We start from the raw sequence: 24,536 nt of genomic DNA, 5'->3' as shown, positions 1-24,536 counted from the left end.
AACGTTCCCAAGAAAATAGGATTATCGATACATGTGCTTAGAAGACCTCATCGAGTTGGCTGGCGGAGTCAGTAATATCTACCGGGTTCTGCTGCCAGAACATCATGTTTCTCTCGCGGTCCGAAATCCGGATGTAATTCAGGATTTGCCGGTTGATGTCGTTCTTGAAAAAGTATTAGAAGAATGGCATCTCACTGCTTTATCTGATGAGAGTGTGGATGAAGCGGCTTTATTCCGTCTGGGAAGAGCCATCGAAGCACAGCAAAGAACACAACTGACTGAGTTGGCACAACCCGTTGCCTGTCATTATCGTCCGTCTTGGCATATTGCGCCCCCGCGTGGGTTATTGAATGATCCGAATGGTTTCATCTTTCATCATGGGCAGTACCATTTATTTTATCAGTGGTCTCCGGTTGGTTGTGCCCATACCGATAAGTATTGGGTTCATACACGGAGTGATGACTTACTGAATTGGCGATGGAATGGTGTTGCCCTGACACCGTCAGACTGGTTTGATAGTCACGGCGTTTATTCCGGTCATGCAGTCAGTTTGGATCAAGAGTTGATGGTCTTTTATACGGGGAATGTCAGGCTCGGCGAGGAACGCGATCGTCAAACAATGCAATGTGCCGCGATTTCACAAGCGGGAGAACCGCTGCATAAGATCGGGCCTGTCATCCGGGAATTACCACCGGGTGTTACTGGGCACACGCGCGATCCAAAAGTGATTCATCGAAATGGTAAGTGGATGATGTTTCTCGGAACACAAACCACCGCGCTGCAAGGCCGTTTGGCGGTTTACCATTCTGAAGATCTTCGACATTGGCAATTTGATAATCTGTATGGGCATGAACTGGGTGATTTTGGGTACATGTGGGAGTGCCCGGATATTTTCAGTTTGAATGGTCAGGATTGTTTTGTGTTTGCACCGCAAGGTATTCAGTCTGAAAGTGAATTTAATACAGTTCCCCACCAGAATCGAATCGCTCAGGTGTCATTCAACGCGCAGGATCAAATTTCAATTGAAAAGCTTCAGGTTTTGGATCACGGTTTCGACTTTTATGCACCGCAGAGTATGGAAACACCGGATGGGCGTCGGGTGATGTGTGGCTGGATGGGGTTACCGGATGAATTGAAGCATCCGACTTGTCATTCCGGTTGGATTCATCAGCTGACGGCATTGCGTGAGCTTGAGTTTGTCGGTGGAAAAATTGTTCAGCATCCGCTCCGGGAATTGGCAAGCCTGCGGGGTGAATTACGTGATATCCGATTAGATAATGATTCGGTCGATTTGCATACGAAAACGTTTGAACTGTTTGTCGAACTCGAGTGGGGAAGCCGGCTGCGTCTGTTCGCAGATGACCAATACTATGTTGAAATTTATCTCGATCCGATTAAACATCGCTTACTACTGGATCGCACCAAGACGCAGATTGAAGAAGGGGATACTGTCCGCGAAGTTGAATTATCTTCCGGCAGTGTTGCATTGCAGATTCTGGCTGATCGTTCGTCACTGGAAATCTTTATTAATCATGGTGAAGCCGTGATGACGACCCGGGTCTTTACACCGGAGTCCGCCACACGACTATCTGTCAAAGATGCCACAGTGAATTTACAGGTTTACGAACTTCATGCGCCAGCGGCGCCTTATTGTGCATAGCATCTATTTAGGGACGGGTGAAGCGGTTGTTGCTTCACCCGTTGGTTGTTTTAAAAAATTTTTATCCGTTAATGGTCAATGAGTTCCAGTAATTCATGACGATGTGGCAGAGCGGTCATGGCCCCTTTTTGTGTCGTTGCCAAACCACCGCAGCAATTTCCCCATGTCACAGCATCAACGATCGTGTCCCGGTTTTTCCACTGTTCAAATTCCGCTAAACGACAGAGCATTCCCCCGACAAAAGCATCGCCGGCACCTGTGGTATCAACAACATTCACCGGACGACTCGGGACTTTGATCTGCTCACCCTGACTGACAATGAGTGTTCCATCTGCGCCTAATGTGATGACAATCAAGGGGATAGAATATGCAGCCAACGCTTTGAGTCCGGCATCAACGGTTGCTGTGTCCGTGAGTAACGTGAGTTCTTCTGCGGAGAATTTAACCACATCTGCCTGACGTATAACCTGCATCACAGTGGGAATCATTTCTGTCGGGTTTGACCAGACTTCTTCCCTCAGGTTGGGATCAAAACTGAATGATCCGCCTGCTTGTTTGATTTGTTGAATGGCGGCGATTGTCGCACTTCGGCTGGGTTCATTTGCCAGTGCAATGGAGCACACATGTAACCATTCATTGGCTTGAAACTGTGGGATATCATCAGTGGTTAGAAACTGATCTGCACTCGGCTTTACCATAAAGGTGAAACTACGTTCACCGTGATCATCTAAATCAACGACGACAGTGGAAGTTCGTTGTGCTTTATCAAGCAATAAATAATCGGTGTTAACCGATTCTTCAGTCAATGTTTGTTGCATGAATTTACCCATCGGGTCATAACCGACGCGGCCAAAAAATGCACTTTTACCACCTAAGCGAGCAATCGCAACAGCAACATTTGCGGGGGCGCCTCCCGGACATCTTAAATAATGAGATTTACCGTCAGGGATTAAATCAACGACAGCATCTCCGGTTAACCATATCGTATTCACTGTGATCTCTCCTGTATATTCGACGGTTGTTATTTTACCTGAACAGCATCAATTTATCACGTATTATTATGATAGCTATATCATTATGTTATTTATATTTATCAATGCTTTATGTTTGTTCTGCTGAGGTTTTTGAACGGTATATTTGCTTACTGGTTTAGTGCGCCATCAGCAAGAAAATAAGGCATTTTTTATCGCGTGCAGGGTAGGGTTGTGCAGGTTTTGTTATTATTTTTTACTCAATATATAGCTGGTTTTTTTATTATTTAATTTATTTTATATGTGTTTTTATGTTTATATTGAGTCGGTGTTTTTATTATTTATCATCATTTTTAATGATGGAAAAATATAGAATTTCGTGTCCGATGATTTGTTTTTTTATATGCTAGTGTGACGTATGGCAGCATATATATTTGTTTATTCGAATTATTTGAATATGAAAGCCAGAGATAATGAGTGTTGAATCAGGCTGTCTTTTCCTATAATCCATTGATACAGAGATAAGGGGGATTTATGGGAAAGCTTATTGAAGGTACATGGCATGATGTTTGGTACGATACAAAGAGCCAGCAAGGGCGGTTTGTTCGTGAAGATGCGGGCTTCCGTGACTGGGTTCGGAACGAACCTGATGCGCCGTTTCAGCCGGAATCCGGACGTTACCATCTTTACGTTTCTCTGGCTTGCCCATGGGCACATCGCACTCTGATTTTTCGTCAGCTAAAAGCGTTGAATGAGCACATTGATGTCACAATTGTCTGTCCGGATATGATGTCTGAAGGCTGGACCTTCGGGATGCCGGAGCCGCTATTTGGTCATACGCGTCTGTATCAGGTTTATACGCATGCCAAACCGGATTATACCGGACGGGTTACTGTTCCCGTACTTTGGGATAAAAAGACCAATACGATTGTGAGTAATGAGTCGTCTGAGATTATTCGGATGTTTAACAGCGAATTTAATCATCTGACCGGTAATTCGCTGGATTTTTATCCTAAAGCATTACAAGCCGCGATTGATCATTGGAATGACCGGATCTATCCGAATGTGAACAACGGGGTTTATCGGTGTGGGTTTGCGACCACTCAGGATGCCTATGAAGAAGCCTATGAAGCATTATTCGACGAACTGGATAGAATCGATGCGCACCTTGCGGGGAGCCGTTATCTGGTTGGTAATCAGTTGACCGAAGCGGATTGGCGGTTATTTACCACCCTGATTCGTTTCGATTCGGTCTATGTCGGGCATTTCAAGTGTAATAAACGGCGTATTGCGGATTATAAACATTTGTCCGGTTATCTGAGAGAGTTATATCAAGTGCCGGGTATTCAAGACACGACCGATTTTTATCATATCAAGCGACATTATTATTTCAGTCATACAGGGATTAACCCGACTCAGGTAGTCCCGGTTGGCCCTGAGCTGGATCTGCTCTCTCCACATGGCAGAGATCACCTCGATTAACGGTAATGAATTGATGCCGTGTAAATCGATAACCGTGAGTGTCTGTGATTGAGTGACGATTCACAATGCATCAGGGTAAATAATAAAAAGCCCTCACTTCAAATTTGAAGTGAGGGCTTTTCTGTTAAGGTTACGAGCCGTCAGATATTATTTCTGTTCTTGGCTTGCCTGAATCGCTGTCAGAGCGATGGTGTAAACAATATCGTCTACCAGTGCACCACGAGACAGATCGTTCACAGGCTTACGCATGCCTTGCAGCATTGGACCGATAGAGACCAAATCAGCAGAACGCTGTACCGCTTTATAGGTTGTATTACCGGTGTTCAAATCGGGGAATACAAATACTGTCGCTTTCCCTGCAACCGGTGAATCCGGCGCTTTCGATGCGGCAACGTTTTCCATAATTGCTGCATCGTACTGAAGCGGACCATCAATGATGAGATCAGGGCGTTTTTCTTGGGCGATGCGAGTTGCTTCACGAACTTTATCAACATCCGCACCCTGACCTGAAGTTCCTGTTGAGTAGGAAATCATCGCAACCCGTGGTTCAATGCCAAATGCAGCGGCTGAATCAGCCGATTGAATGGCAATCTCAGCCAGTTGCTCAGAATTTGGATCCGGGTTGATGGCGCAATCCCCATAAACCAGAACCTGATCCGGCAGCAACATAAAGAAGATTGAAGACACGAGTGACGCATTCGGTGCCGTCTTAATCAATTGCAATGGGGGACGAATGGTATTGGCCGTTGTATGCACTGCACCGGAAACCAAGCCGTCAACTTCACCTTTTTCCAGCATCATGGTGCCGAGTACAACAGTATCTTGCAGTTGTTCTCTGGCGACAACTTCCGTCATCCCTTTGTTCTTACGCAGCTCAACCAAACGTTCAACATACTGTTCACGTGCATCGCTTGGGTTGATGATGGTAATACCCGTACCCAATTCCACGCCTTGTTGGATGGCGACGCGTTTGATTTCTTCCGGATTCCCCAGCAGAACACACTCTGCGATGCCACGCTCAGCACAAATAGAAGCGGCTTTGACCGTGCGAGGTTCATCACCTTCGGGCAGCACAATGCGTTTATTTGCACGACGTGCAAATTCGGTGAGCTGGTAACGGAAAGCTGGCGGACTGAGGCGACGAATACCTTGTGTACCTTCTGTCAGAGAATCAATCCACGGCCCGTCAATATGGCTGGCAACATGCTCATTGACGAACTCGATCCGTTCTTTATCATCCGCTGGAACTTCCAGACTGAAGCTCTGTAAGTTCAGTGATGTTTGCCAAGTATTTCCTTGGGCTTTAAAGATTGGCAGACCGGATTCAAATGCCGGACGGCACAAATTCATGATCGTTTCTGGCATGTCGTAGCCACCGGTCAGAAGTACCGCACCGATATCGACACCGTTCATGGCTGCTAACGCTGCGGCGACCATCACATCAGGACGATCGGCCGAAGTCACCAACAGAGAGCCGGGTTTGAAATGCTCAATCATGTTCGGTAGTGAGCGGGCACAGAATGTAATACTTCGGATCCGGCGTGTGTTGATTTCACCTTCGTTGATGATTTCTGCGTTCAGGTGTTTTGCCATATCAATCGCACGTGTCGCAATCAGATCGATACGCCATGGCACACAGCCCAGTACCCGGATCGGGCTGGAGTTGAAGATTTGCATCACTTCAAGATTGGTCTGTTTAGCTTGATCGCTATCATCAAAAATTTCAGACAAATCAGGGCGGGTGCGGCCGTCTTCGTCAACCGGTGCATTGAGCTTGTTGATGATGACACCAGAAATATTATTATTCTTCGTGCCACCGAAGTTTGAACAAGCCACTTCAATCCGTTCTTTCAACTGGGTTGGATTGTTTGTTCCCGGTGTGGCGACAAAGACAATTTCAGCACCGAGAGTTTTGGCAACTTCTGCATTGACCTGATTGGCGAACGGATGTTTACGGGTTGGAACCAGACCTTCAATCAGAGTGACTTCGGAATCCTTGTTCACTTGATTATATCTTTCCACGATGGTCTCAAGCAGAACATCCATCTGTTCACTACCAATCAATGTTTCAACTTTTGACATCTGCATGGGTTCAGCGATTTTGATATCGCTGCTTGAACTTAAAATGGCTGAAGTCAGATCCGGTTGGTCTCCGCCGTGACGAGGTTGGGCAATTGGTTTGAAAAACGAGACCTTAACGCCTTTGCGCTCCATCGCGCGGATTACCCCAAGACTGACACTGGTTAAACCAACACCGGCACTGATAGGGATCAGCATAATAGTACGAGACATGAGTAGAGTACCTTTAGCTATCGATTGCAATTCAAATGAAAAATTGATTGCAGAAAGGAACAAAGCTTAACGTATAGAAATAATTAAGCCCCAGAACAAAACTGGCTAACTCATCGAGTTAGCCAGTGTGACATTACAGACCTGCGAGTCTTGCAGTGTCTTCAGCGATGACCAACTCTTCATTGGTAGAGATGACCATGGCTGGAATTCGACTCTCTTCAGTAGTGATTGTACCTTCACCGCCGAAGCGGGCTTTCAGGTTCGCTTCCTGGTTGACCTGAATGCCGAAAATACTTAAACGATTTAACACCATTTCACGAATCGGTGCTGAGTTCTCACCGATGCCGCCGGTAAATACGATGGCGTCAAGACGACCATCCATACTGGCAGTGTAACCGGCAACATATTTTGCCAGACGGTGACAGAATACATCCATTGCGCGGGTTGCATCTTCTTTTGTACCGTAGTTGTCTTCAACATAACGGCAGTCGGAAGTGACTTCAGTCAGACCTTGCAAGCCGGACTCTTTGGTCAGCATGGTGTTGATCTCTTTCACTGAATAGCCAAGCGCATCATGCAGATGGAAAATGATTGCAGGATCGATATCACCACAACGTGTCCCCATCACAAGACCTTCCAGTGGCGTCAACCCCATCGACGTATCGACGGATTGACCGTTTTTAATCGCACAAACAGAAGCACCATTGCCTAAATGACAGTTGATGATGTTCAGCTGATCGGCCGGTTTACCCAGACGTTCTGCCGCTTCACGCGTAATAAACAGGTGGGATGTGCCATGCATACCGTAACGGCGGATACCGTGCTCTTTATAGAGTTTGTATGGCAGGGCGTATAAGAATGATTCTTCAGGCATTGTCTGATGGAACGCGGTATCAAAAACCGCTACATTTTTCAGACTTGGGAATGCGTGCTGTGCCGCTTTGATGCCAATAACATGAGCCGGGTTATGCAGTGGTGCAAATGTGGCTGCTTCTTCGATCCCTTTCAGAACGGAATCATCAATCAAAGCGGATTGAGTAAACTGCTCACCGCCATGAACAATTCGGTGACCGATCGCTGCCAGATTATCTGCCAGTTCAGGTTTAGATGCGAGAATGGTTTCAACGATAAAAGCTAAAGCTTCTTCATGGGCAGCACCATTTCCTAGTTGTGCTTCATGCTTACCATCCAATTTCCATTTGATTCGGGCTTCTGGGAGGTGGAGACATTCAGCAAGACCTGTGAGATGCTCATTACCATTTTCGGCATCAACGATCGCGAACTTAAGAGAAGAACTACCGCAGTTTAAAACTAAAACTAGCTTTGACATGAGTAACTACCTGTATAATCGGTTTAGATAAAAATCGGTTCCAAGAGTAATATGACAAAGTGGGTCATAAACTAATCCTGGTCAAACAAACATCAACTTACGTCTACCTATCGTGATTGACTTAAAGGTTACACGTTTTATTATCACCTAAAGTAAGTTTCAAAGTTGCTTAAATAATAAATCGAGGCAACAATGACAGTAAGGCGCGCAAAGGATAGCGATGTTCGGCCATTATAACAAAAAAATTTGAACAAATATTAATTTCGGACAAGATTTTACGAGATTAGTTGAAGATTTCAATTATTCTTATAGTTTATCTGCCAGTGAGTGAGAAATGCCAATGAGCCATAACGCAGGATTGATCCATAATCTGAGAGACGGGCAAAAGTACATGGATATCTGGCCCATGCGTAAAGAGTTAGCTCCGATGTTCCCTGAGCAGCGGATTATTAAAGCAACTCGTTTTGCCGTGAAGGTCATGCCAGCAGTAGCAGCGATCAGTGTGCTAACCCAAATGGTTTTCCACAATATCGGGGCGATGCCTCAGGCGATTGTTATTGCTCTGTTTGCCATCAGTCTTCCCTTGCAGGGGATTTGGTGGTTAGGCAATCGAGCCAATACACGACTTCCGCCTTCGCTAGCCGGATGGTATCGCGAGCTGCACCAAAAGATTGTCGAGACTGGTTTTGCGTTAGAACCACTCAAGGCTAAACCCAGATATAAAGAGTTAGCACTGGTATTAAACAAAGCATTTCGCCAACTGGATAAATCAGCACTGGATCGTTGGTTTTAATTTTTGCGCCCCGACATTTCTGCTATTTCATAGCCTTTTTTGCGAAAGGTTATGAAATCTATTTAATATTTGCACCCTGCCTGATTGTGATTTATGTATATATCTATCACTATTTATTCTTCTGAGTAGATGAAGGTATAAATCACACTTCCCTTTACTGTAACTTGCTGGTAATAATGTTGTTCATTGCAGCCTGTAACGCAGTAATAACAAGTCAAATACACGAAACACAACATTAAACACAACATTAAAACTTAATGCCTTAGATTTAAGGAGTCACGATGAAAGCAGGAAAACTGGTAGCAACCGCTGCTCTGGCCGGAGCGGCGCTTATTTCCTCAACTAATATTATGGCGAAAACGGCAAAAGTCGCCGTCTCACAGATTGTCGAACACCCAGCTTTGGATGCAACCCGACAGGGGCTTGTGGATGGATTAAAAGCGAAAGGGTACATTGAAGGCAAAAATCTCGATTTTGAATATAAGACCGCGCAAGGAAATCCAGCGATAGCTGTGCAGATCGCCAGACAGTTTGTCGGAGAGCGCCCGGATGTGCTGGTCGGTATCGCCACCCCAACTGCTCAGGCTTTAGTTTCTGCAACCCGTTCTATTCCCATCGTTTTTACTGCAGTTACTGATCCCGTCGGAGCTAAGTTAGTTAAAACCATGCAACACCCGGGGAAAAATGTGACGGGTTTATCCGACTTATCTCCTGTCAAACAGCATGTTGAGCTGATTAAAGAATTAATGCCGGACGTTAAAACTATTGGTGTTGTTTACAATCCCGGAGAAGCGAATGCCGTCAGCTTAATCGAACTTCTCAAAAAAAGTGTTAAAGAAAATGGCTTGAAACTCGTTGAAGCAACCGCACTGAAAAGTGCCGATGTCCAGTCTGCGACCCAAAGTATCGTTGAAAAATCTGACATTATTTATGCCTTAATCGACAATACCGTTGCGAGTGCTATCGAAGGGATGATCGTCACTGCGAATCAGGCAAAAACGCCCGTTTTTGGTGCTGCTACCTCCTATGTTGATCGCGGAGCAATTGCGAGTCTCGGGTTTGATTATTACCAGATTGGCGTTCAGACCGCTGATTATGTCGCTGACATCCTGAATGGTAAAGATCCGGGCTCGATGGATGTTACCGTTGCAAAAGGTTCTGATCTTGTCATCAATAAAACGGTTGCGGATAAGCTGGGCTTCAAGATTCCTCAATCCGTTCTGGATCGTGCAACCAGCATTAAATAATCACAACAATAAACGGGCTGGTGAGCCAGCCCGAATTGAATAAGCAGAAAGGGAGTATGGAATGTCTGCTTTTGCCTTTTTTGGAGCTCTGGAGATAGGGCTGATTTATGGATTAGTTGCACTTGGGGTTTACTTAACGTTCCGAGTGCTGGATTTTCCTGATTTAAGTGTGGATGGCAGTTTCCCTATGGGGGCGGCAGTCGCTGCAACAGCGATTGTCGCGGGGATCAATCCGTGGATCGCAACCGGATTAGCCATGATTGCCGGAGCGATGACCGGTTGGGTCACCGCTTTTCTCACGGTTCGTTGTGGTATCTTAAACCTGTTGGCCTCGATTCTGACCATGATTGCCGCATTTTCAATCAATATTCGGATTATGGGACGTCCGAATCTGGCGTTGATTGGTGAAGATACGATCTTGACACCATTTGAAGCGATGGGGGATCCCATGTATATCCGCCCGCTGGTCGTTGGTGTGCTGGTGTTACTATCCGCTTTATTGATTATCCGGCTACTGAACAGTGATTTTGGTTTGGGGTTGCGAGCGACCGGTGTGAATGCCCGTATGGTAGCAGCCCAAGGTGGCAGCACCGCATTTTATACTTATTTTGGTTTGGCGTTGTCGAATGGTTTTGTCGGTTTTGCCGGGGCATTGTTTGCGCAAACCAACAGTTTTGCGGATGTGACTTCTGGTGTCGGAACCATTGTTGTCGGACTGGCGGCTGTGATTCTGGGGCAAACGTTAATTCCCGGAAGACGTATCTGGGTTGCCGTAGTCGCGGTTATTCTTGGTTCGGTGCTTTATCGCCTCGCGGTGGCATTTGCACTGAGTTCAGGCATGTTTGGTCTGCAAGCTTCCGATCTGAATCTGGTCACTGCTGTACTGGTTGCTATTGCATTGATTATGCCGCGTATGAAAAAGAAAATGAAAGCGAACCGAGCCGGAGGTGCTGCATGATTCGGCTGGAAAATATACAAGTGACTTTTAACCCGGGAACCATTCTTGAAAACCGTGCCTTGAAAGGGGTCTCTTTGACAGTGCCTGAGCATCAGTTTCTGACTGTCATCGGTTCAAATGGTGCCGGAAAATCAACATTACTGGGGGCTGTGACCGGTGAAACACCGATGGTGGGTGGCAAGGTATTGATCGATGATACCGATGTCACGCGACGGAGTGTTGATCAGCGTGCTAATTTTTGTGCGCGTGTGTTTCAGGATCCGCTGGCGGGCACTTGTGGTTCGTTGACCATTGAAGAGAATATGGCACTGGCTTACAAACGGGGCAGTCGCCGCAGCTGGAAACATGCACTCTCTTCTAAACGACGTCAGCTGTTTCAGGAGCGTATCAGTATATTGGGACTGGGGCTGGAAGATCGTCTTGGTGACAGTATTGGCCTGCTCTCCGGAGGACAACGGCAGGCGGTGAGTCTGGTAATGGCGACACTCGCAGAGAGTAAGTTATTGTTATTGGATGAACACACGGCAGCACTCGATCCTCGTATGGCTGCCTTTATTATCGAGCTAACCAATAAAATTGTGAAAGAGTTTAATTTGACAGTGATGATGGTGACACACTCGATGAAAGATGCACTGGCTTGTGGTGACCGAACGGTGATGCTCCATCAGGGGCAGATTGTACTCGATGTCTCCGGAGAACAACGGCAGCATATGGATGTACCGGATTTGCTGGACATGTTCTCCAAGGTCAGAGGGGAGACATTGGCTGATGATAGTTTACTCTTGAGTTGAGCGCGTTTCTGCCAACCACTTTATCCACAAAGACGTGCAGTCAGCGCGTCTTTTTTATTGTCCCCCCCGACCAATCAGACAAAGATGGATGCGGTCATTACTCATAATATTGATGTTTTTCATATTCTTGTGAAGTAATTATGGAAATATGATCATACTTAATTGAATTTATTGATTTATTTCATGTATGATGCCTGAACTTATCATGAGGAATATCGATGAATATGAAAAATTTTTTGTGTCTAATTTTGGCTACTTTTATCCTGACTGGCTGTGCGGCGACATCTTCACAAAACCGCTATATTACGGTTCAGGATAATGTTGTTTCAGCGGCTCCCTACAATACTCGCATTGTACTCAGTGATGGGTTTGTATTGGTTCATCAGGAAGACAGCAGTGAATTTAAGAAATTTAGTAATTCGACAGTGAATCAAGGAAATATCATCACGAAAAAGATGGTGTTTGATAAAGATAACATTGAAGTGCAGATTATCGATAAAACAACTGTCGATGTTAATTCTTACTGGACGCCTAGATCTCATTTGCTTGATGACAAGTTCAAAAAATCAACTTTCTACCATGCCGGTAATAAATATTATATTCAACAGCTCGAGCAAGATGGTTATAAAATTGAGGGGTATACGACCGCAGTTGGTCGCTATAAATTGCAAATATATGTCATTTATCCGGAAGATATGGACGTGAATATCAAGGATGTCCTGACTTTAACCGCAATGTAATGAGACAATTTTAAAGAGAAGTGCGTTGAGACGACGCACTTTTTATCCACCCTACAGAGCATATCTATCATTTTCATATAACAAAAATCAATTCTTATTATATTTCATATCAAATTTTGATATAAGTTCAATGCTGGCTAATTTATGTTGTTCTTCTTTGTATTACGCTTAAAGGAACAACCCCTATCACTTAGTGTATATCTGTGAATGAAGAAATATTTTGCGATAAAAGGGCGACTACTGACCCCACTTGTTTTTGCTTTGGCATTCGTAGGGATGCTGTTTGAAGGTCATATCAGGCAATTGGAGAAAGAACTGAACGAAGAGTATGAAAGAATTGAACGGGAATTCTTTCGCGCATCCAAGATGTTGACCATTTTGGATTATAGCTTAAATAACTACATCAAAGTTCGTCAGTCTCTGATACTGACCCATACGACCAAGATTGTAAATGGCGTCTGTCATATGCGGCCGAAGTTGGCAGCAACTGAGAATGACAGTAATCCCAACGCGCATTTACAGGCACTGGAATACATTATCGTCGGTGATAAAGCACTGTGTGACAAAAACAGCACACTCCATCACGAAGTGGGATTCAGAATTGCACTGGCACCGGTGATTTCATTACTTCATGACCTGGATGAGTATTTGATTGGTGTTCACTATATCGATCCATCGGGTTATATCATTTCTTCTCCGGACACACTTTCGGTCAATGTGACGACCGATGTACTTGAACAGATTCAATCACCGAGCTGGGATGTGTATCAGGATTTAGGCGAAGAACAGCTGATTAAAGTGCGTGGACCGACGGTTCTTCAAGAACTTAAATCGACTGAAAGCCTTGTTTCTCTGATGTTACCGGTTTACTCGAATCATCAGTTCGAAGGGGTTATTTCATTAAATATCATGCTAGATAAGTTGTTGAGTGCTAATCAACGTTTTGCCGGTAAGCTTCATTTTATTGATACCCGCGAAACGTCACTACCTACCAGTGCTTTTCAACCTTATTCTTTTCAGGATGCGGGAATCGCATTTCATCATGCGATTTATTACGACATGAATTGGGGGGATGAGCTCTATCAGTTTATCAGGATGAAACAAAATACCTTAGTGCTGATCACCGTCATGTATATATTAGCGGTGATGTCCTTTCTGTTTATGAATACCCGTCATGCGAAAAGTTACTATGAAGGACTTGCTGTGCGAGATCCATTAACCGGTCTGCGCAATCGACGTGGATTTGAAGCCTTTCTTGCCCATACGCCACATCAGTCTTATGTTGCGATTGCCATGTTTGATATTGATGATTTTAAAGCGATAAATGATCAGTTTGGTCACCAGATCGGGGATGATGTTATCCGTTATGTCGGGGACCAGATCCGCTGCCATATTCGTGCAACGGATACCGTGGCTCGTTATGGTGGTGAAGAATTTGTGCTGTATTTAACCGCTGAACGCGAAAGTCATCTCCGGAGAACATTACTGCGCGTCAAAGAGGCACTGTGTGAAGAATCTGAGATGGTTGTGGACGGTGGTTTTACCATTTCCGGCGGGGTGGAAATCGTAGCTGGTAGTGAGTTGGATGATATTGATGCGATTTTAAAATCAGCCGATGACAAATTATACACGGCAAAAGAGAGCGGCAAAAATCAGCTGATTTTCTAAGGTTGCGGATATTGTCGCGTTAAAGCGAGTTTATACCGACTCCCTTTGCTGTTCGGCTTGATGATGCTGAATCCGTTCAACAATAGGTTCGACGGTTGTCAGCGTCCGGATCTCCCGGAACAAGGTATTCGCTTGCGGATAAGCCTGACGCAGGTAAGAAAACCATTGCTTGACGCGGTTCGGATAATATTTGCTCTTGTCACCGTTGACTTCACAGCGAGAGTAAACCAGCAATAGCTCAACGATTTGGAGCCAAGATAATGGGTCATGATTGTGTTTGATCATATTGCCCAGATTCGGGCGATTTAATGCGCCGCGACAAACCATCAGACTCTCGACACCCGTGACATCAATGCATCGCTGTGCATCGGCGGCATCCCATATTTCACCATTGGCAATTAAAGGCAGACGGGTTTTTTGGCGAATTTGCTGGATATATTCCCATTTAATTTCACTGGCTTTGTAGCCCCCGGCTTTCGTCCGGGCGTGGACGGTCAGTTCGTTCGCCCCGGCTTGTTCAACGGCATCGACAATTTCAAAACAGTCTTGCGGGTCTTCTAACCCGAGTCGGATTTTTGCGGAAACCGGGATTTGTTCGGGAACTGCGGCTCGGCAAGCCTTCACCACCTGATAAATGAGTTCCGGATGGGCTAAAAGTGCTGCTCCGCCTTTGCTTTTATTGACGGTTTTTGCCGGGCAGCCGAAATTCAGATCGATGCCATGTGCACCGAGTTCGGCAGCAAACGCAGCATTTTCTGCCATCCAGTCCGGGTCTTGTCCGAGTAATTGAATATTCACGGGGACCCCGGAACGAGTGCGCGAACCATGTTGCAGTTCCGGGCAGAGACGATAGTAGACGTGTTTGGGCAGCAACTGATGGACAACCCGGACGAATTCTGTCACACAGAGGTCGTAATCATTCATTTCTGTCAGTATTTCTCGCATCAGATGATCGAGCACACCCTCCATCGGGCCCAGAACAATACGCATAAACTTCCGCTCTTCTATCAGGACGCGCGATTGTAATGGGGTCTGTCGCAAATGTCACGCCAGAATCTATCCACTGCGTGCCATTGACTGGTGTTATCGGTATAATGCACGGCCACTGAAAAACAGGAATAAAACATCCCATGACTGATTCATTGCTGAATGTTACTGAACTGCCGACAGACGAGTCACCATTATTTCTTGAAGGCGCACTGCTCGCCGCCAATATGGCTTGTCAGCCGCTGGTGGCTCATGAGTGGATGTCACGTTTGATGACGGAACTTACCGATACTGCAGAACAAGCATTGACGGCTCATTATCAACAGCAATATTCAGCATTATTGAGTGATCAGTATCACGTGGATGACTTTCTCGATGTTACCGATCGGCATGCACTGGCTGAATTTGCGTCGGGGTTTATGACAGTCTGGCCTTTATTGGAATCCCATTGGCAGCACGTATCGGTGTCGGATGGAACCCAACGGATGCTGCAAGCACTACTGACCAGCCTGATGCTGGCCGTGGATGAAGCAGAAACCCGTCAGCAGATGAAAGATGCAGGGATTGACGCCCCGCCTTATCTGGCCGAGATGATTGAGCATCTGGACATCATGATTCATGAAGTCGCCTGTGCTGCGGATGAACAGCAAAGTGGTGCCCGGGCTCATCGTGTCAACCCTTATAAAATGGTTGGCAGGAATGATTCTTGCCCTTGTGGCAGCGGTAAAAAATTTAAACAGTGTTGCTTGCAAGCGGAATAATTTCAACCGGAGTCATTTCCATTGCGTGTCGGGCGATGGTTAAGCGGATCGTCGCACAACATTTTTTGGCTGAGACATTTTTTCAACATAGATATGACAAAACGCCGGAAATAATGGTCTATATCCATTAATAACAATTCACATTTGTTTCAGCAGCGGAGAACACATGAAAAAACTAGTTGCTTTCTTTCTATTGATATCAATGGCCTGTAGTTTTTCAGTACTGGCAGATCCGAAAGATGAATTAAGTACGCGACTTGCGTTAAACGAAGGGTTCAGTGCTCATTTTCAACAGCAGGTGATCAGCCCTGATGGTGAAGTCGTTTCTCAGGGAGAAGGCAAAGTGGACATCGCTCGTCCCAGCCTGTTTCGCTGGGAGACCGTTACACCGGATGAAAACTTACTGATATCCGATGGTACAACCGTCTGGTATTACAATCCTTTCGTTGAACAGGTTTCTATCTATAATCAGTCTCAGGCGACCGAGCAGACCCCCTTTGTGTTGCTGACAAGAAACCGTAAACAGGACTGGGAACATTACCGTGTATCACAGCAAGGTAATGATTTTACACTTGTACCGACGACCACAGACAGCCGACAAGGTGAATTTCATATTCGAATTGATAAAAAAGGTGTGGTAAAAGGGTTTGATGTCATTGAACAGGATGGGCAGAAGAGTTTATTCTCGTTTCAGAATATCAAACTGAAACGACCTGATAATCATCTGTTCCGGTTCAAGATTCCCGCAGGTGTGGAAGTCGATGACCAGCGCCAGTAGTTTCAACATCTTCGTTTTCAAAACATTCCGTTGCGCAAAGAACGGTAGTCATGTCAAAAACAGTCGTTTCAAAGAATGACGGATAGCATCATTGTGAATAACTATAGTTTGGATTTTTCAGGGGATGAAGATTTTCGTCCGCTGGCAGCAAAGATGAGACCACAGCGGATCGAGCAATATATTGGTCAGCAACATATTCTTGGCCCCGGGAAGCCGCTGCGCAAAGCACTGGAAAGCGGTCATTTACATTCGATGATTCTCTGGGGACCGCCGGGAACGGGCAAGACGACCTTAGCTGAGTTGGCTGCAAACTATGCCAGTGCGCGTGTCGAGCGCGTGTCTGCGGTGACTTCCGGGGTGAAAGATATTCGTGCTGCGATTGAACGTGCCCGGGAAAATCAGCTGGCAGGTTTTCGCACCATTTTGTTTGTCGATGAAGTCCATCGGTTTAATAAGTCGCAACAGGATGCCTTCCTGCCACATATTGAAGACGGTACGATTACTTTCATCGGGGCAACGACTGAAAATCCTTCATTTGAACTCAATAACGCACTACTTTCCCGTGCGCGGGTCTACAAGCTGACCTCACTCAATACACAAGATATCGCCGATACGCTACAACAGGCGATTACCGATGAGGCGAGAGGGTTGGGTAATATTGCTGCTGATTTTCAGGACCAGGTACTCGATCGTCTGGCTGAATTGGTTCAGGGTGATGCCCGCATGGCATTGAATTATCTGGAACTGTTATATGACATGGCCGATGAAGATGCGGCAGGGAAAAAGGTGATTAATTTATCCTTATTGGCTGAAGTTGCGGGAGAAAAAGTCGCCCGTTTTGATAATAAGGGTGACACTTGGTACGACCTGATTTCAGCGGTGCATAAGTCCATTCGCGGCTCAAACCCCGATGGCGCGTTGTACTGGTCGGCGCGGATGATCTCCGCTGGTTGTGATCCGCTCTATATTGCGCGTCGTTTACTGGCCATTGCCTCGGAAGATATCGGTAACGCCGATCCAAGGGCAATGCAGGTTGCTTTATCCGCATGGGATTGCTTTACACGCGTCGGTCCGGCTGAAGGGGAAAGGGCGATTGCCCAAGCCATCGTATATTTGGCATGTGCGCCCAAGAGTAATGCCGTCTATACGGCATGGAAGCAGGCCTTGGCGGATGCCCGTGATGAACCTGAATATGAAGTTCCGTTCCATTTACGCAATGCCCCGACAAAATTGATGAAAGAGATGGGGTATGGCGATGAATACCGCTACGCTCATGATGAACCCGGGGCTTATGCTGCCGGAGAGCAATATCTTCCGCCGGAAATGGCCGGAACCCGTTATTATCATCCTTCGGAAAGAGGCCTCGAAGGGAAGATCAACGAGAAACTTAAGTATCTGGCTGAACTCGACGCAAAAAGCACACGAAAGCGCTATGAAAAATAGTCACTTTTCGTTAATCTCTTATACCTAAATTGCTTCCGGTTATCCGTTTGGTGGCCGGAGCATGTCAATTTCCATGACGTTTTGTTCCGTGACCATCTGATGGGTTCAGAACAGAGCGCTTTTACAACCCATTAAGCATAGGATTAGCAATGCTGGATTCTAAATTACTTCGCACAGAGCTGGATGAAACAGCGGCAAAACTGGCGCGTCGCGGATTTACCCTCGACGTAGAGACCATTCGTCAACTTGAAGAGAAACGTAAATCGATTCAGGTCGAAGTTGAAAATTTACAATCCACTCGCAACTCCATTTCGAAACAGATCGGTCAATTGATGTCGGCCGGCGATAAAGACGGTGCTGAAGCGATCAAACAGCAAATCGGTTCTCTGGGCAGTGATTTAGACGCCCGTAAAGTCGAACTGGATCAGGTTCAGAAGCAGTTGGAAGATATTGCCTTGTCGGTTCCTAATATTCCTGATGATGTGGTACCTGACGGGCTCGATGAAGAGAGTAATATTGAAGTTTCCCGTTGGGGTGAGCCGAAGCAATATGATTTTGAGGTCAAGGATCATGTTGATTTAGGTGAAATGGGTGACGGGCTGGATTTCGCCAGCGCGACAAAAATTACCGGTGCCCGGTTTATCGTGATGAAAGGCCAGTTTGCCCGCCTGCACCGGGCGATTGCTCAGTTTATGCTGGACCTCCATACGGATCTGCATGGGTATACTGAAATGTATGTCCCTTATCTGGTGAATGCCGATACGCTGTACGGGACGGGTCAATTACCTAAGTTTGGCAAAGACTTATTTCATACCGAGCCGTTGGCCGAGAAAGCGAGTGATGAAGAGCCTCGTCGTTTGTCGTTGATTCCGACGGCAGAGGTGCCGTTGACGAACTTAGTCCGTGATTCAATTTTAGATGAGTCTGAACTGCCACTCAAGATGACAGCACATACGCCGTGCTTCCGTTCTGAAGCAGGTTCTTACGGGCGAGATACCCGGGGTCTGATTCGGATGCATCAGTTTGATAAAGTCGAGCTGGTCCAGATTACCCGTCCAGAAGATTCAATGGATGCTCTGGAAGAGCTGACCGGCCACGCAGAAAGAGTGCTTCAGTTGTTAGAGCTGCCTTACCGTAAAGTGATTTTATGTGCCGGAGACATGGGATTTGGTGCGCGTAAAACTTACGATCTCGAGGTCTGGGTACCGGCGCAGCAAACTTACCGTGAGATTTCATCGTGTTCAAACATGTGGGATTTTCAGGCTCGTCGGATGCAGGCGCGTTTCCGTCGTAAAGGCGAGAAAAAACCAGAGTTGCTGCATACCTTGAATGGTTCTGGCCTGGCTGTCGGGCGGACAATGGTCGCGATTTTAGAAAATAACCAACAGGCCGATGGTCGGATTGAGATTCCAGAGGTGCTACGCAAATATATGGGTGGCCTGACACATATTGGCTAATCCGCTCCGACAACATGATCACTGATGGATAAAAACCGGGACTTAACTCCCGGTTTTTTTATAGGCGTTATGCGGGTAATCGTGCGGATGATTACCGGACAAAGTCAGCGTTATGAGGCGCAAGATGTCACAAATCGTCACAGTCAGCGAAAAAGAGAATCGATATACTATTTCTAGATTTTGATGGGGTCAGGCAACGTTTAGGGCTGAGTTTTTGAATTTAACGATTTGAAATCTATGTGATTTTAATGAATAACTCAATATTTTCATATTCTATGATAGATACAAATATGATGGATATTATCAGCAATAAAACGATTGTTCTGGTTGAAGATGATGTTGAGTTGGCAGAGTTGATAAAAGACTTTCTTACTCGCTATGATTTTCATGTCGTGGTTGTCGATAATGGGATTGATGCCGTTAAGACAATTCTTAGTACAAATCCTGATTTGGTGATTTTAGATATCTTACTCCCCGGCATGAATGGGATGGAGGTCTGTAAATCAGTCCGTCACCAGTATCAAGGGTACATTTTGATGCAGACGGCCCTAGAAGACGATATTGATCAGGTGATGGGGCTGGAGATTGGTGCGGATGACTATATCGTGAAACAAGTACGCCCCCAACTCTTATTGAGCCGGATCCATGCATTATTACGCAGTGCTCAAAGAGATTATTCAGCCAAAAATATGATGCCAAGTCCCATGAATGATGAATCTGACTATCAATTTGGTCCTCTGAAAATTAGCCTTGTCAGCCGTAGTGTGACCGTTAATCAGCGGCGTGTTGAGTTAACCAGTGCAGAATTTGAATTATTGGTTTTACTGGCTCAGTCCATCGGGAAGGCTGTTTCCAGAGACGAAATAATTTATCAACTCAGAGGATTTGAATACGATGGTATTGACCGTTCAATCGACCGCAGAGTGTCGAGATTAAGGAAAAAGATTCAACTGGAGAACGGTGACGATCTGATTAAAACTGTCAGAGGGGTGGGTTATCAATTGTGCATCTATAGTGAGTGAGTTTCGATGATAAGATCATTTTTAGGACTATGGTTTCTGGTTTTCGGTCCCTTATTTTTTCTCCTTTATCCAAGCCATTTGAATCCTATATTATTATTTAATAATTATGTTGCAGGGCAGCGACTCGAACGGATTTATCAAGGAACATTTACTTTGATTGAATCCCGGCTCGAGACCGTTCCACTCGAAGCATGGTCCGATGAAATTGATCAACTCAATCAACATTTTGGCTATGCACTTGAGTTGCTTGATATACGTCGGACTCATTTGGGAGTCATCGACAGAGATGAACTGGAGCAACATCAGATCATTTTTGTCAACGAAGACCCTGAGTTTTTAATTAAAAAAATTGCCGATACACATTTTATTCTGAAAATACCAGTTGATGCGTCAGAAGATGAAAAAATATTGCGAGGTTCAGAAGGTTCGGTGTATTTGCTTCAGCAAAAGTTTGCAGCAACTGAACAGGAAAAATGGCCGGAATTACTCAATGAAATGAGCAATGAATTTCCTTTCGGTTTAAAAATATTACCCAGAAATCAAATTAAAATTAGTAAAAATGAGCAGAACCAACTGGTAAGAAAATCTTTTTTCTGGCGAGTCAATCCTACTGATGAAATTACCTTTTATATTTCGTTAAACGATGGCGATTCTTTCCTTTCGGCTGATTTAGTTCCGATATCCTCGATTAGTTCATCGGTCGTGATTATGCTGGTGCTTGTTTTCGTGGTTTCCATTTCTGCGGGTATGTTTTTCTGGACATTCCCGTTGTGGCGAGATCTGAAAAACTTGATTGCCGCAACATTGCAATTTGGCAATGGCGATTTGCACAGCCGAGCTGTGGTCTACAAGATATCAGCCGTGGCGACGCTGGGAAATGCTTTTAACCGCATGGCGGAGCGGATTGAGCAACTGCTAAAAGGCCAGAGAACCCTGACCAATGCCATTGCACATGATTTGCGGACACCGCTTTATCGTCTGAGATTTGCATTCGAGATGTTATCTAACGCTGCCAGCGATACAGAAAAACAAAAGTATCAAAAGTCGATTTCTAAAAGTCTGGATGATCTGGATAACTTAATTAACCAGACCATCGTGTTATCCCGTTACAGTGGTGATAGTCAGTTGCTCTCTTTTTCTGAGCATCACCTTGCCCAATTAATTGAGGATGAATGTGTGAGTGTCTTCCAGCTTTATCCGGATATTGGTTATCGGTTGCAAGTTGCACCGGAAGCCAGCGATAAGTTGGCACTGATTGATCACATTGCGATGAAACGGGCACTCAGCAACTTATTGATCAATGCATGCAAGTATACCCGGACCACAGTGGTGGTGTATTTATCATTCGTAGCAGAGACAGACATGTTTGTGATTGATGTCTGTGATGATGGGATTGGGATTGATGAGAGTGATTGGGAGCGGATCTTCTTACCATTTGAACAACTGGATAACACACGAAGCCATACCGCTGCCGGGCATGGACTTGGATTAGCGATCGTGAAACATATCGCGCAGTGGCATCAAGGCTCGGTATGTGCCGGATGGTCTGATTTAGGTGGCGCGAAATTTACGTTCACCTTCCCCGGGCGGACTTAGGATTGCTCTGTGGGAAAAGCATCGCTTTCTGTGGTGTGGTTTGATTGGATGATAAATGGATCGGTAGGTGAAAAATGACTTTGGAACGTAAATTAGCGGCACTGTTTCATTTAGATGGGAACGGATGGGACAGACATGCCAATCCGTGGAGTGTCTGGACTCGATATAGTGTCTTGCCACTTTTTATTATCGCCGGTTTCTTGAGAGAGTGGAGTGTTTGGTTGAGTCTTCTGGTTTTGGTGATGGCATTTGTGTGGATGTTTTTAAATCCGATTTTATTTCCGAAACCACTCTCGTTACAAAGCTGGGCAACGAAGTCGGTACTCGGAGAACGGATTTATTTAAACCGGGACAAGGAACCACTGCCTAAAGAGCATCAATTGCCTCTATTTATGATTCTGCATTTGACGTCTACGCTCGGACTGATATTAGCGGGGTGGGGCGTTTATCAGTACGATATACAGCTCTGTATTTTATCGGTGCTGATTACTTATCTTGCAAAAAGTTGGTTTTTAGATCGTATGGTCTGGTTATATTGTGATTTCAGTCGTGAACATCAGTCATCTGAGTAGACCTATCTATTCTTATTATAAAGCAACCTGATAAATGATGATTTTATATCTGAATTCGATAAATATCACTAAAATAAGACTTAAGATAATTTAGTTTTATGCAATATTATTATGACTTTATTTGTCTGCTTTTGTCTTAATTGTTCAACAATTTGCTACACAAATAAAACGTGAAATCCATTAACTTATTCATCATAGTCAATAACTGAATGGTGAGTGGTAAATGAAACAATTAATACAAATCAGTGTGGTTGCATCAATGCTTATATTAAGCGGCTGTAATCATAAGATAAATGAAAATAAAAATGATGATAAACCGGTTGAGCCAAGTATTTGGGTATCAGAGAATTATGGGTCTGCATTGAAAATCATGTCTGATTCGGTGACTCAGTATGAGTTTACTTCTGATTACTGTGTACTAACAAATCAAGAAACATTCAGCAAGGAAACGTTTGAAAAACGTTATCTGCAAATCGGTGATCAATTCGTTAGCTATATTTATCCGGGTTTGAATGCTTATCCAAACGATTACACGATCAAATATGTGAAACATGCTGAATTACCAAATAGTTGCCTCACTAATCTGAGTGTTGTCAATGCGGCGGAAAACGATCCGCTCCGAAACTTGAATATGTTTCTCCAGACCTTTGATCAATATTATTATAATTTAGATGTGCCCGGTATTGACTGGACGCTGATGAAACAAAATGTGCTTGGTGAGGTTTCTGAAGATTCAACGCGAGAGCAACTTTTCCATATGATGTCATCAATGATTGGTCCATTACAGAATGGTCATGCTTACGTATTAGATCAGGATAAACTGGCTCGGTTCAGACAGCAGGATCGACCGGTTTTATTCGACAGGCTGCGGCAAGAATATATCGATGATAATGGCTTGGTTGCACCTTTCACTGAATCTGAAAATACGGCGATTCAAAAGTATATTGATGATAATGAGGCGCTTATTCGATCTATTATTGCCAATCAACTGAATCTGTCAGGTGGTTTAGGTGAGCATATTATCTGGGGAAAAGGAAAGAGTGATAATATTGGCTACTTATATATTGATGGATGGAGTGATTTTGTCGCGGGCAATGACCATGCTGAAACTTTAGCTGTGTTCAGACAGACAATGAACCAAGTTATGGATGATTTTGCATTAACCGATGGAATGGTGATTGATCTGCGCTTTAACGGCGGCGGTTATGCTTATCTTGCAAGAGCTTTAGCCGAATATTTTGTTGATCACCAAACCTTAGGCTATATCAAGAGCGCCCGTGACGGGGCTGGATTCGAGCCCGAGCATGACATTTATCTTGAGCCACAATTCCCGGGTTATCGACAACCGGTCGCTGTTCTGATTAGTAATACGACAGCATCCGCTGCTGAGTTATCGGCACTCATGCTCAGTGCTTCGGATCAAGTCATATTGATTGGTGAAAGAACGCAGGGGATGTTATCGGGCAGCTTAGGTAAAACGCTCCCTAACGGGTTTCGCTTTGGTATATCGAACATGAAGACCTTATCTGCCGATCGGGCGGACTATGATCAAGTCGGTATTCCCCCGGCGATCACCACTTCATTTTTTGCGAAAAATGATCGCACCAATGGAATCGATACAGGACTTGAAGCCGCTTTTAACTGGATAAGACTCATGTAACGGATATTCATGAATGCTCAATGGAGTTGAATATGAACACCGATTTTATAATTAAAGCACTTGATGATAAAAGTGCACTATCTACAAATTCATAACGGCAATCCCGGTTGCTTTAATTGTAGTGTCTTTAGGGTTTAAGCAATCATTTTTAATTTGGCATATGGCTGACTGAAGGGCAATGAGTTATCAATTGCCCTTCATTTTTAAATATAATCCCTTCTTTGAAAATAAATCCGCTCAGACCATCTGCCTTTTTATTATTTTCTATATGGAATTGAAACCGCAAACAATGGGCATCATATGAAATTAATCTAATAACAAGTGTCAT

At 44.9% G+C, this 24,536-nt stretch carries 20 protein-coding genes; 16 read left to right on the top strand and 4 right to left on the bottom strand.

Going from position 1 to position 24,536, the window contains the following annotated elements:
* The first annotated feature begins 31 nt into the window (after nucleotides 1-31).
* On the top strand, nucleotides 32-1,660 hold the full coding sequence (locus tag OCV37_RS09130) for a glycoside hydrolase family 32 protein (RefSeq protein ID WP_038179513.1): 1,629 nt from the start codon (nucleotides 32-34) through the stop codon (nucleotides 1,658-1,660).
* Nucleotides 1,661-1,728: 68 nt separating this feature from the next.
* Here OCV37_RS09130 and OCV37_RS09125 read toward each other — a convergent pair whose 3' ends face one another.
* Nucleotides 1,729-2,652: an aminoimidazole riboside kinase gene (locus OCV37_RS09125; protein WP_038179514.1), complete on the bottom strand. Its 924-nt coding sequence runs from the start codon at nucleotides 2,650-2,652 to the stop codon at nucleotides 1,729-1,731.
* Nucleotides 2,653-3,165: 513 nt separating this feature from the next.
* On the opposite strand from OCV37_RS09125, the gene OCV37_RS09120 reads away from it, so the two are divergent.
* Nucleotides 3,166-4,113, top strand: a complete 948-nt coding sequence (locus OCV37_RS09120) for a glutathione S-transferase family protein (RefSeq protein WP_038179515.1) — start codon at nucleotides 3,166-3,168, stop codon at nucleotides 4,111-4,113.
* Between the two features lie 147 nt (nucleotides 4,114-4,260).
* Here the strand turns inward: OCV37_RS09120 and pta are convergent, their stop codons facing one another.
* Nucleotides 4,261-6,405 carry a phosphate acetyltransferase gene (gene pta, locus OCV37_RS09115; protein ID WP_038179516.1) on the bottom strand — a complete coding sequence of 715 codons (2,145 nt, stop codon included), beginning with the start codon at nucleotides 6,403-6,405 and terminating at the stop codon, nucleotides 4,261-4,263.
* 133 nt (nucleotides 6,406-6,538) lie between these two features.
* On the bottom strand, nucleotides 6,539-7,735 hold the full coding sequence (locus OCV37_RS09110; protein WP_038179517.1) for an acetate kinase: 1,197 nt from the start codon (nucleotides 7,733-7,735) through the stop codon (nucleotides 6,539-6,541).
* A 340-nt stretch (nucleotides 7,736-8,075) separates the two neighbouring features.
* On the opposite strand from OCV37_RS09110, the gene yfbV reads away from it, so the two are divergent.
* The 6 genes from yfbV to OCV37_RS09080 all read left to right on the top strand — a co-directional run bounded on the left by yfbV (nucleotide 8,076) and on the right by OCV37_RS09080 (nucleotide 13,932).
* Nucleotides 8,076-8,528, top strand: a complete 453-nt coding sequence (gene yfbV / locus OCV37_RS09105) for a terminus macrodomain insulation protein YfbV (RefSeq protein ID WP_038179652.1) — start codon at nucleotides 8,076-8,078, stop codon at nucleotides 8,526-8,528.
* Nucleotides 8,529-8,809: 281 nt separating this feature from the next.
* Nucleotides 8,810-9,775 (top strand): ABC transporter substrate-binding protein, encoded by a 966-nt coding sequence (locus tag OCV37_RS09100; RefSeq protein WP_038179518.1) that lies wholly within the window; start codon nucleotides 8,810-8,812, stop codon nucleotides 9,773-9,775.
* Between the two features lie 61 nt (nucleotides 9,776-9,836).
* Nucleotides 9,837-10,733, top strand: coding sequence for an ABC transporter permease (locus OCV37_RS09095; protein ID WP_038179520.1), 897 nt, complete (start codon nucleotides 9,837-9,839; stop codon nucleotides 10,731-10,733).
* On the top strand, nucleotides 10,730-11,524 hold the full coding sequence (locus OCV37_RS09090; RefSeq protein WP_038179521.1) for an ABC transporter ATP-binding protein: 795 nt from the start codon (nucleotides 10,730-10,732) through the stop codon (nucleotides 11,522-11,524). Before OCV37_RS09095 ends, OCV37_RS09090 begins: the two co-directional genes overlap by 4 nt.
* Before the next feature lie 218 nt (nucleotides 11,525-11,742).
* Nucleotides 11,743-12,264: a putative periplasmic lipoprotein gene (locus tag OCV37_RS09085; RefSeq protein WP_038179523.1), complete on the top strand. Its 522-nt coding sequence runs from the start codon at nucleotides 11,743-11,745 to the stop codon at nucleotides 12,262-12,264.
* Between the two features lie 207 nt (nucleotides 12,265-12,471).
* Nucleotides 12,472-13,932 carry a GGDEF domain-containing protein gene (locus OCV37_RS09080; protein WP_038179524.1) on the top strand — a complete coding sequence of 487 codons (1,461 nt, stop codon included), beginning with the start codon at nucleotides 12,472-12,474 and terminating at the stop codon, nucleotides 13,930-13,932.
* 30 nt (nucleotides 13,933-13,962) lie between these two features.
* Here the strand turns inward: OCV37_RS09080 and dusC are convergent, their stop codons facing one another.
* Nucleotides 13,963-14,922, bottom strand: a complete 960-nt coding sequence (gene dusC / locus OCV37_RS09075; protein ID WP_038179526.1) for a tRNA dihydrouridine(16) synthase DusC — start codon at nucleotides 14,920-14,922, stop codon at nucleotides 13,963-13,965.
* A 140-nt stretch (nucleotides 14,923-15,062) separates the two neighbouring features.
* Here dusC and OCV37_RS09070 point away from each other — a divergent pair, with 140 nt between their 5' ends.
* The 8 genes from OCV37_RS09070 (at nucleotide 15,063) to OCV37_RS09035 (ending at nucleotide 24,208) form a co-directional block, all read left to right on the top strand.
* Entirely contained in the window at nucleotides 15,063-15,680 is a 618-nt protein-coding gene (locus OCV37_RS09070) for a YecA family protein (protein WP_038179528.1), read from the top strand.
* 166 nt (nucleotides 15,681-15,846) lie between these two features.
* Nucleotides 15,847-16,458 carry an outer membrane lipoprotein chaperone LolA gene (gene lolA, locus OCV37_RS09065; protein ID WP_038179530.1) on the top strand — a complete coding sequence of 204 codons (612 nt, stop codon included), beginning with the start codon at nucleotides 15,847-15,849 and terminating at the stop codon, nucleotides 16,456-16,458.
* Nucleotides 16,459-16,551: 93 nt separating this feature from the next.
* Nucleotides 16,552-17,901 carry a replication-associated recombination protein A gene (locus tag OCV37_RS09060; RefSeq protein ID WP_038179654.1) on the top strand — a complete coding sequence of 450 codons (1,350 nt, stop codon included), beginning with the start codon at nucleotides 16,552-16,554 and terminating at the stop codon, nucleotides 17,899-17,901.
* A 149-nt stretch (nucleotides 17,902-18,050) separates the two neighbouring features.
* Nucleotides 18,051-19,358 (top strand): serine--tRNA ligase, encoded by a 1,308-nt coding sequence (serS, locus tag OCV37_RS09055; protein ID WP_038179532.1) that lies wholly within the window; start codon nucleotides 18,051-18,053, stop codon nucleotides 19,356-19,358.
* Between the two features lie 293 nt (nucleotides 19,359-19,651).
* On the top strand, nucleotides 19,652-20,380 hold the full coding sequence (locus OCV37_RS09050) for a response regulator (RefSeq protein WP_038179656.1): 729 nt from the start codon (nucleotides 19,652-19,654) through the stop codon (nucleotides 20,378-20,380).
* 6 nt (nucleotides 20,381-20,386) lie between these two features.
* A complete protein-coding gene (locus tag OCV37_RS09045) occupies nucleotides 20,387-21,976 on the top strand; it encodes an ATP-binding protein (RefSeq protein ID WP_038179534.1) in 1,590 nt (529 codons plus the stop codon).
* Between the two features lie 74 nt (nucleotides 21,977-22,050).
* Nucleotides 22,051-22,548 (top strand): DUF6653 family protein, encoded by a 498-nt coding sequence (locus OCV37_RS09040; RefSeq protein ID WP_038179536.1) that lies wholly within the window; start codon nucleotides 22,051-22,053, stop codon nucleotides 22,546-22,548.
* A gap of 223 nt (nucleotides 22,549-22,771) precedes the next feature.
* Nucleotides 22,772-24,208, top strand: a complete 1,437-nt coding sequence (locus OCV37_RS09035) for a S41 family peptidase (RefSeq protein WP_038179538.1) — start codon at nucleotides 22,772-22,774, stop codon at nucleotides 24,206-24,208.
* Nucleotides 24,209-24,536 lie beyond the last annotated feature (328 nt).

It is taken from the genome of Vibrio rhizosphaerae (assembly GCF_024347095.1).
Taxonomy (GTDB): Bacteria; Pseudomonadota; Gammaproteobacteria; order Enterobacterales; family Vibrionaceae; genus Vibrio; species Vibrio rhizosphaerae.
The sequence above is the reverse complement of the archived record's forward strand: the minus strand, read 5'-3'. Positions and strand labels throughout refer to the sequence as shown.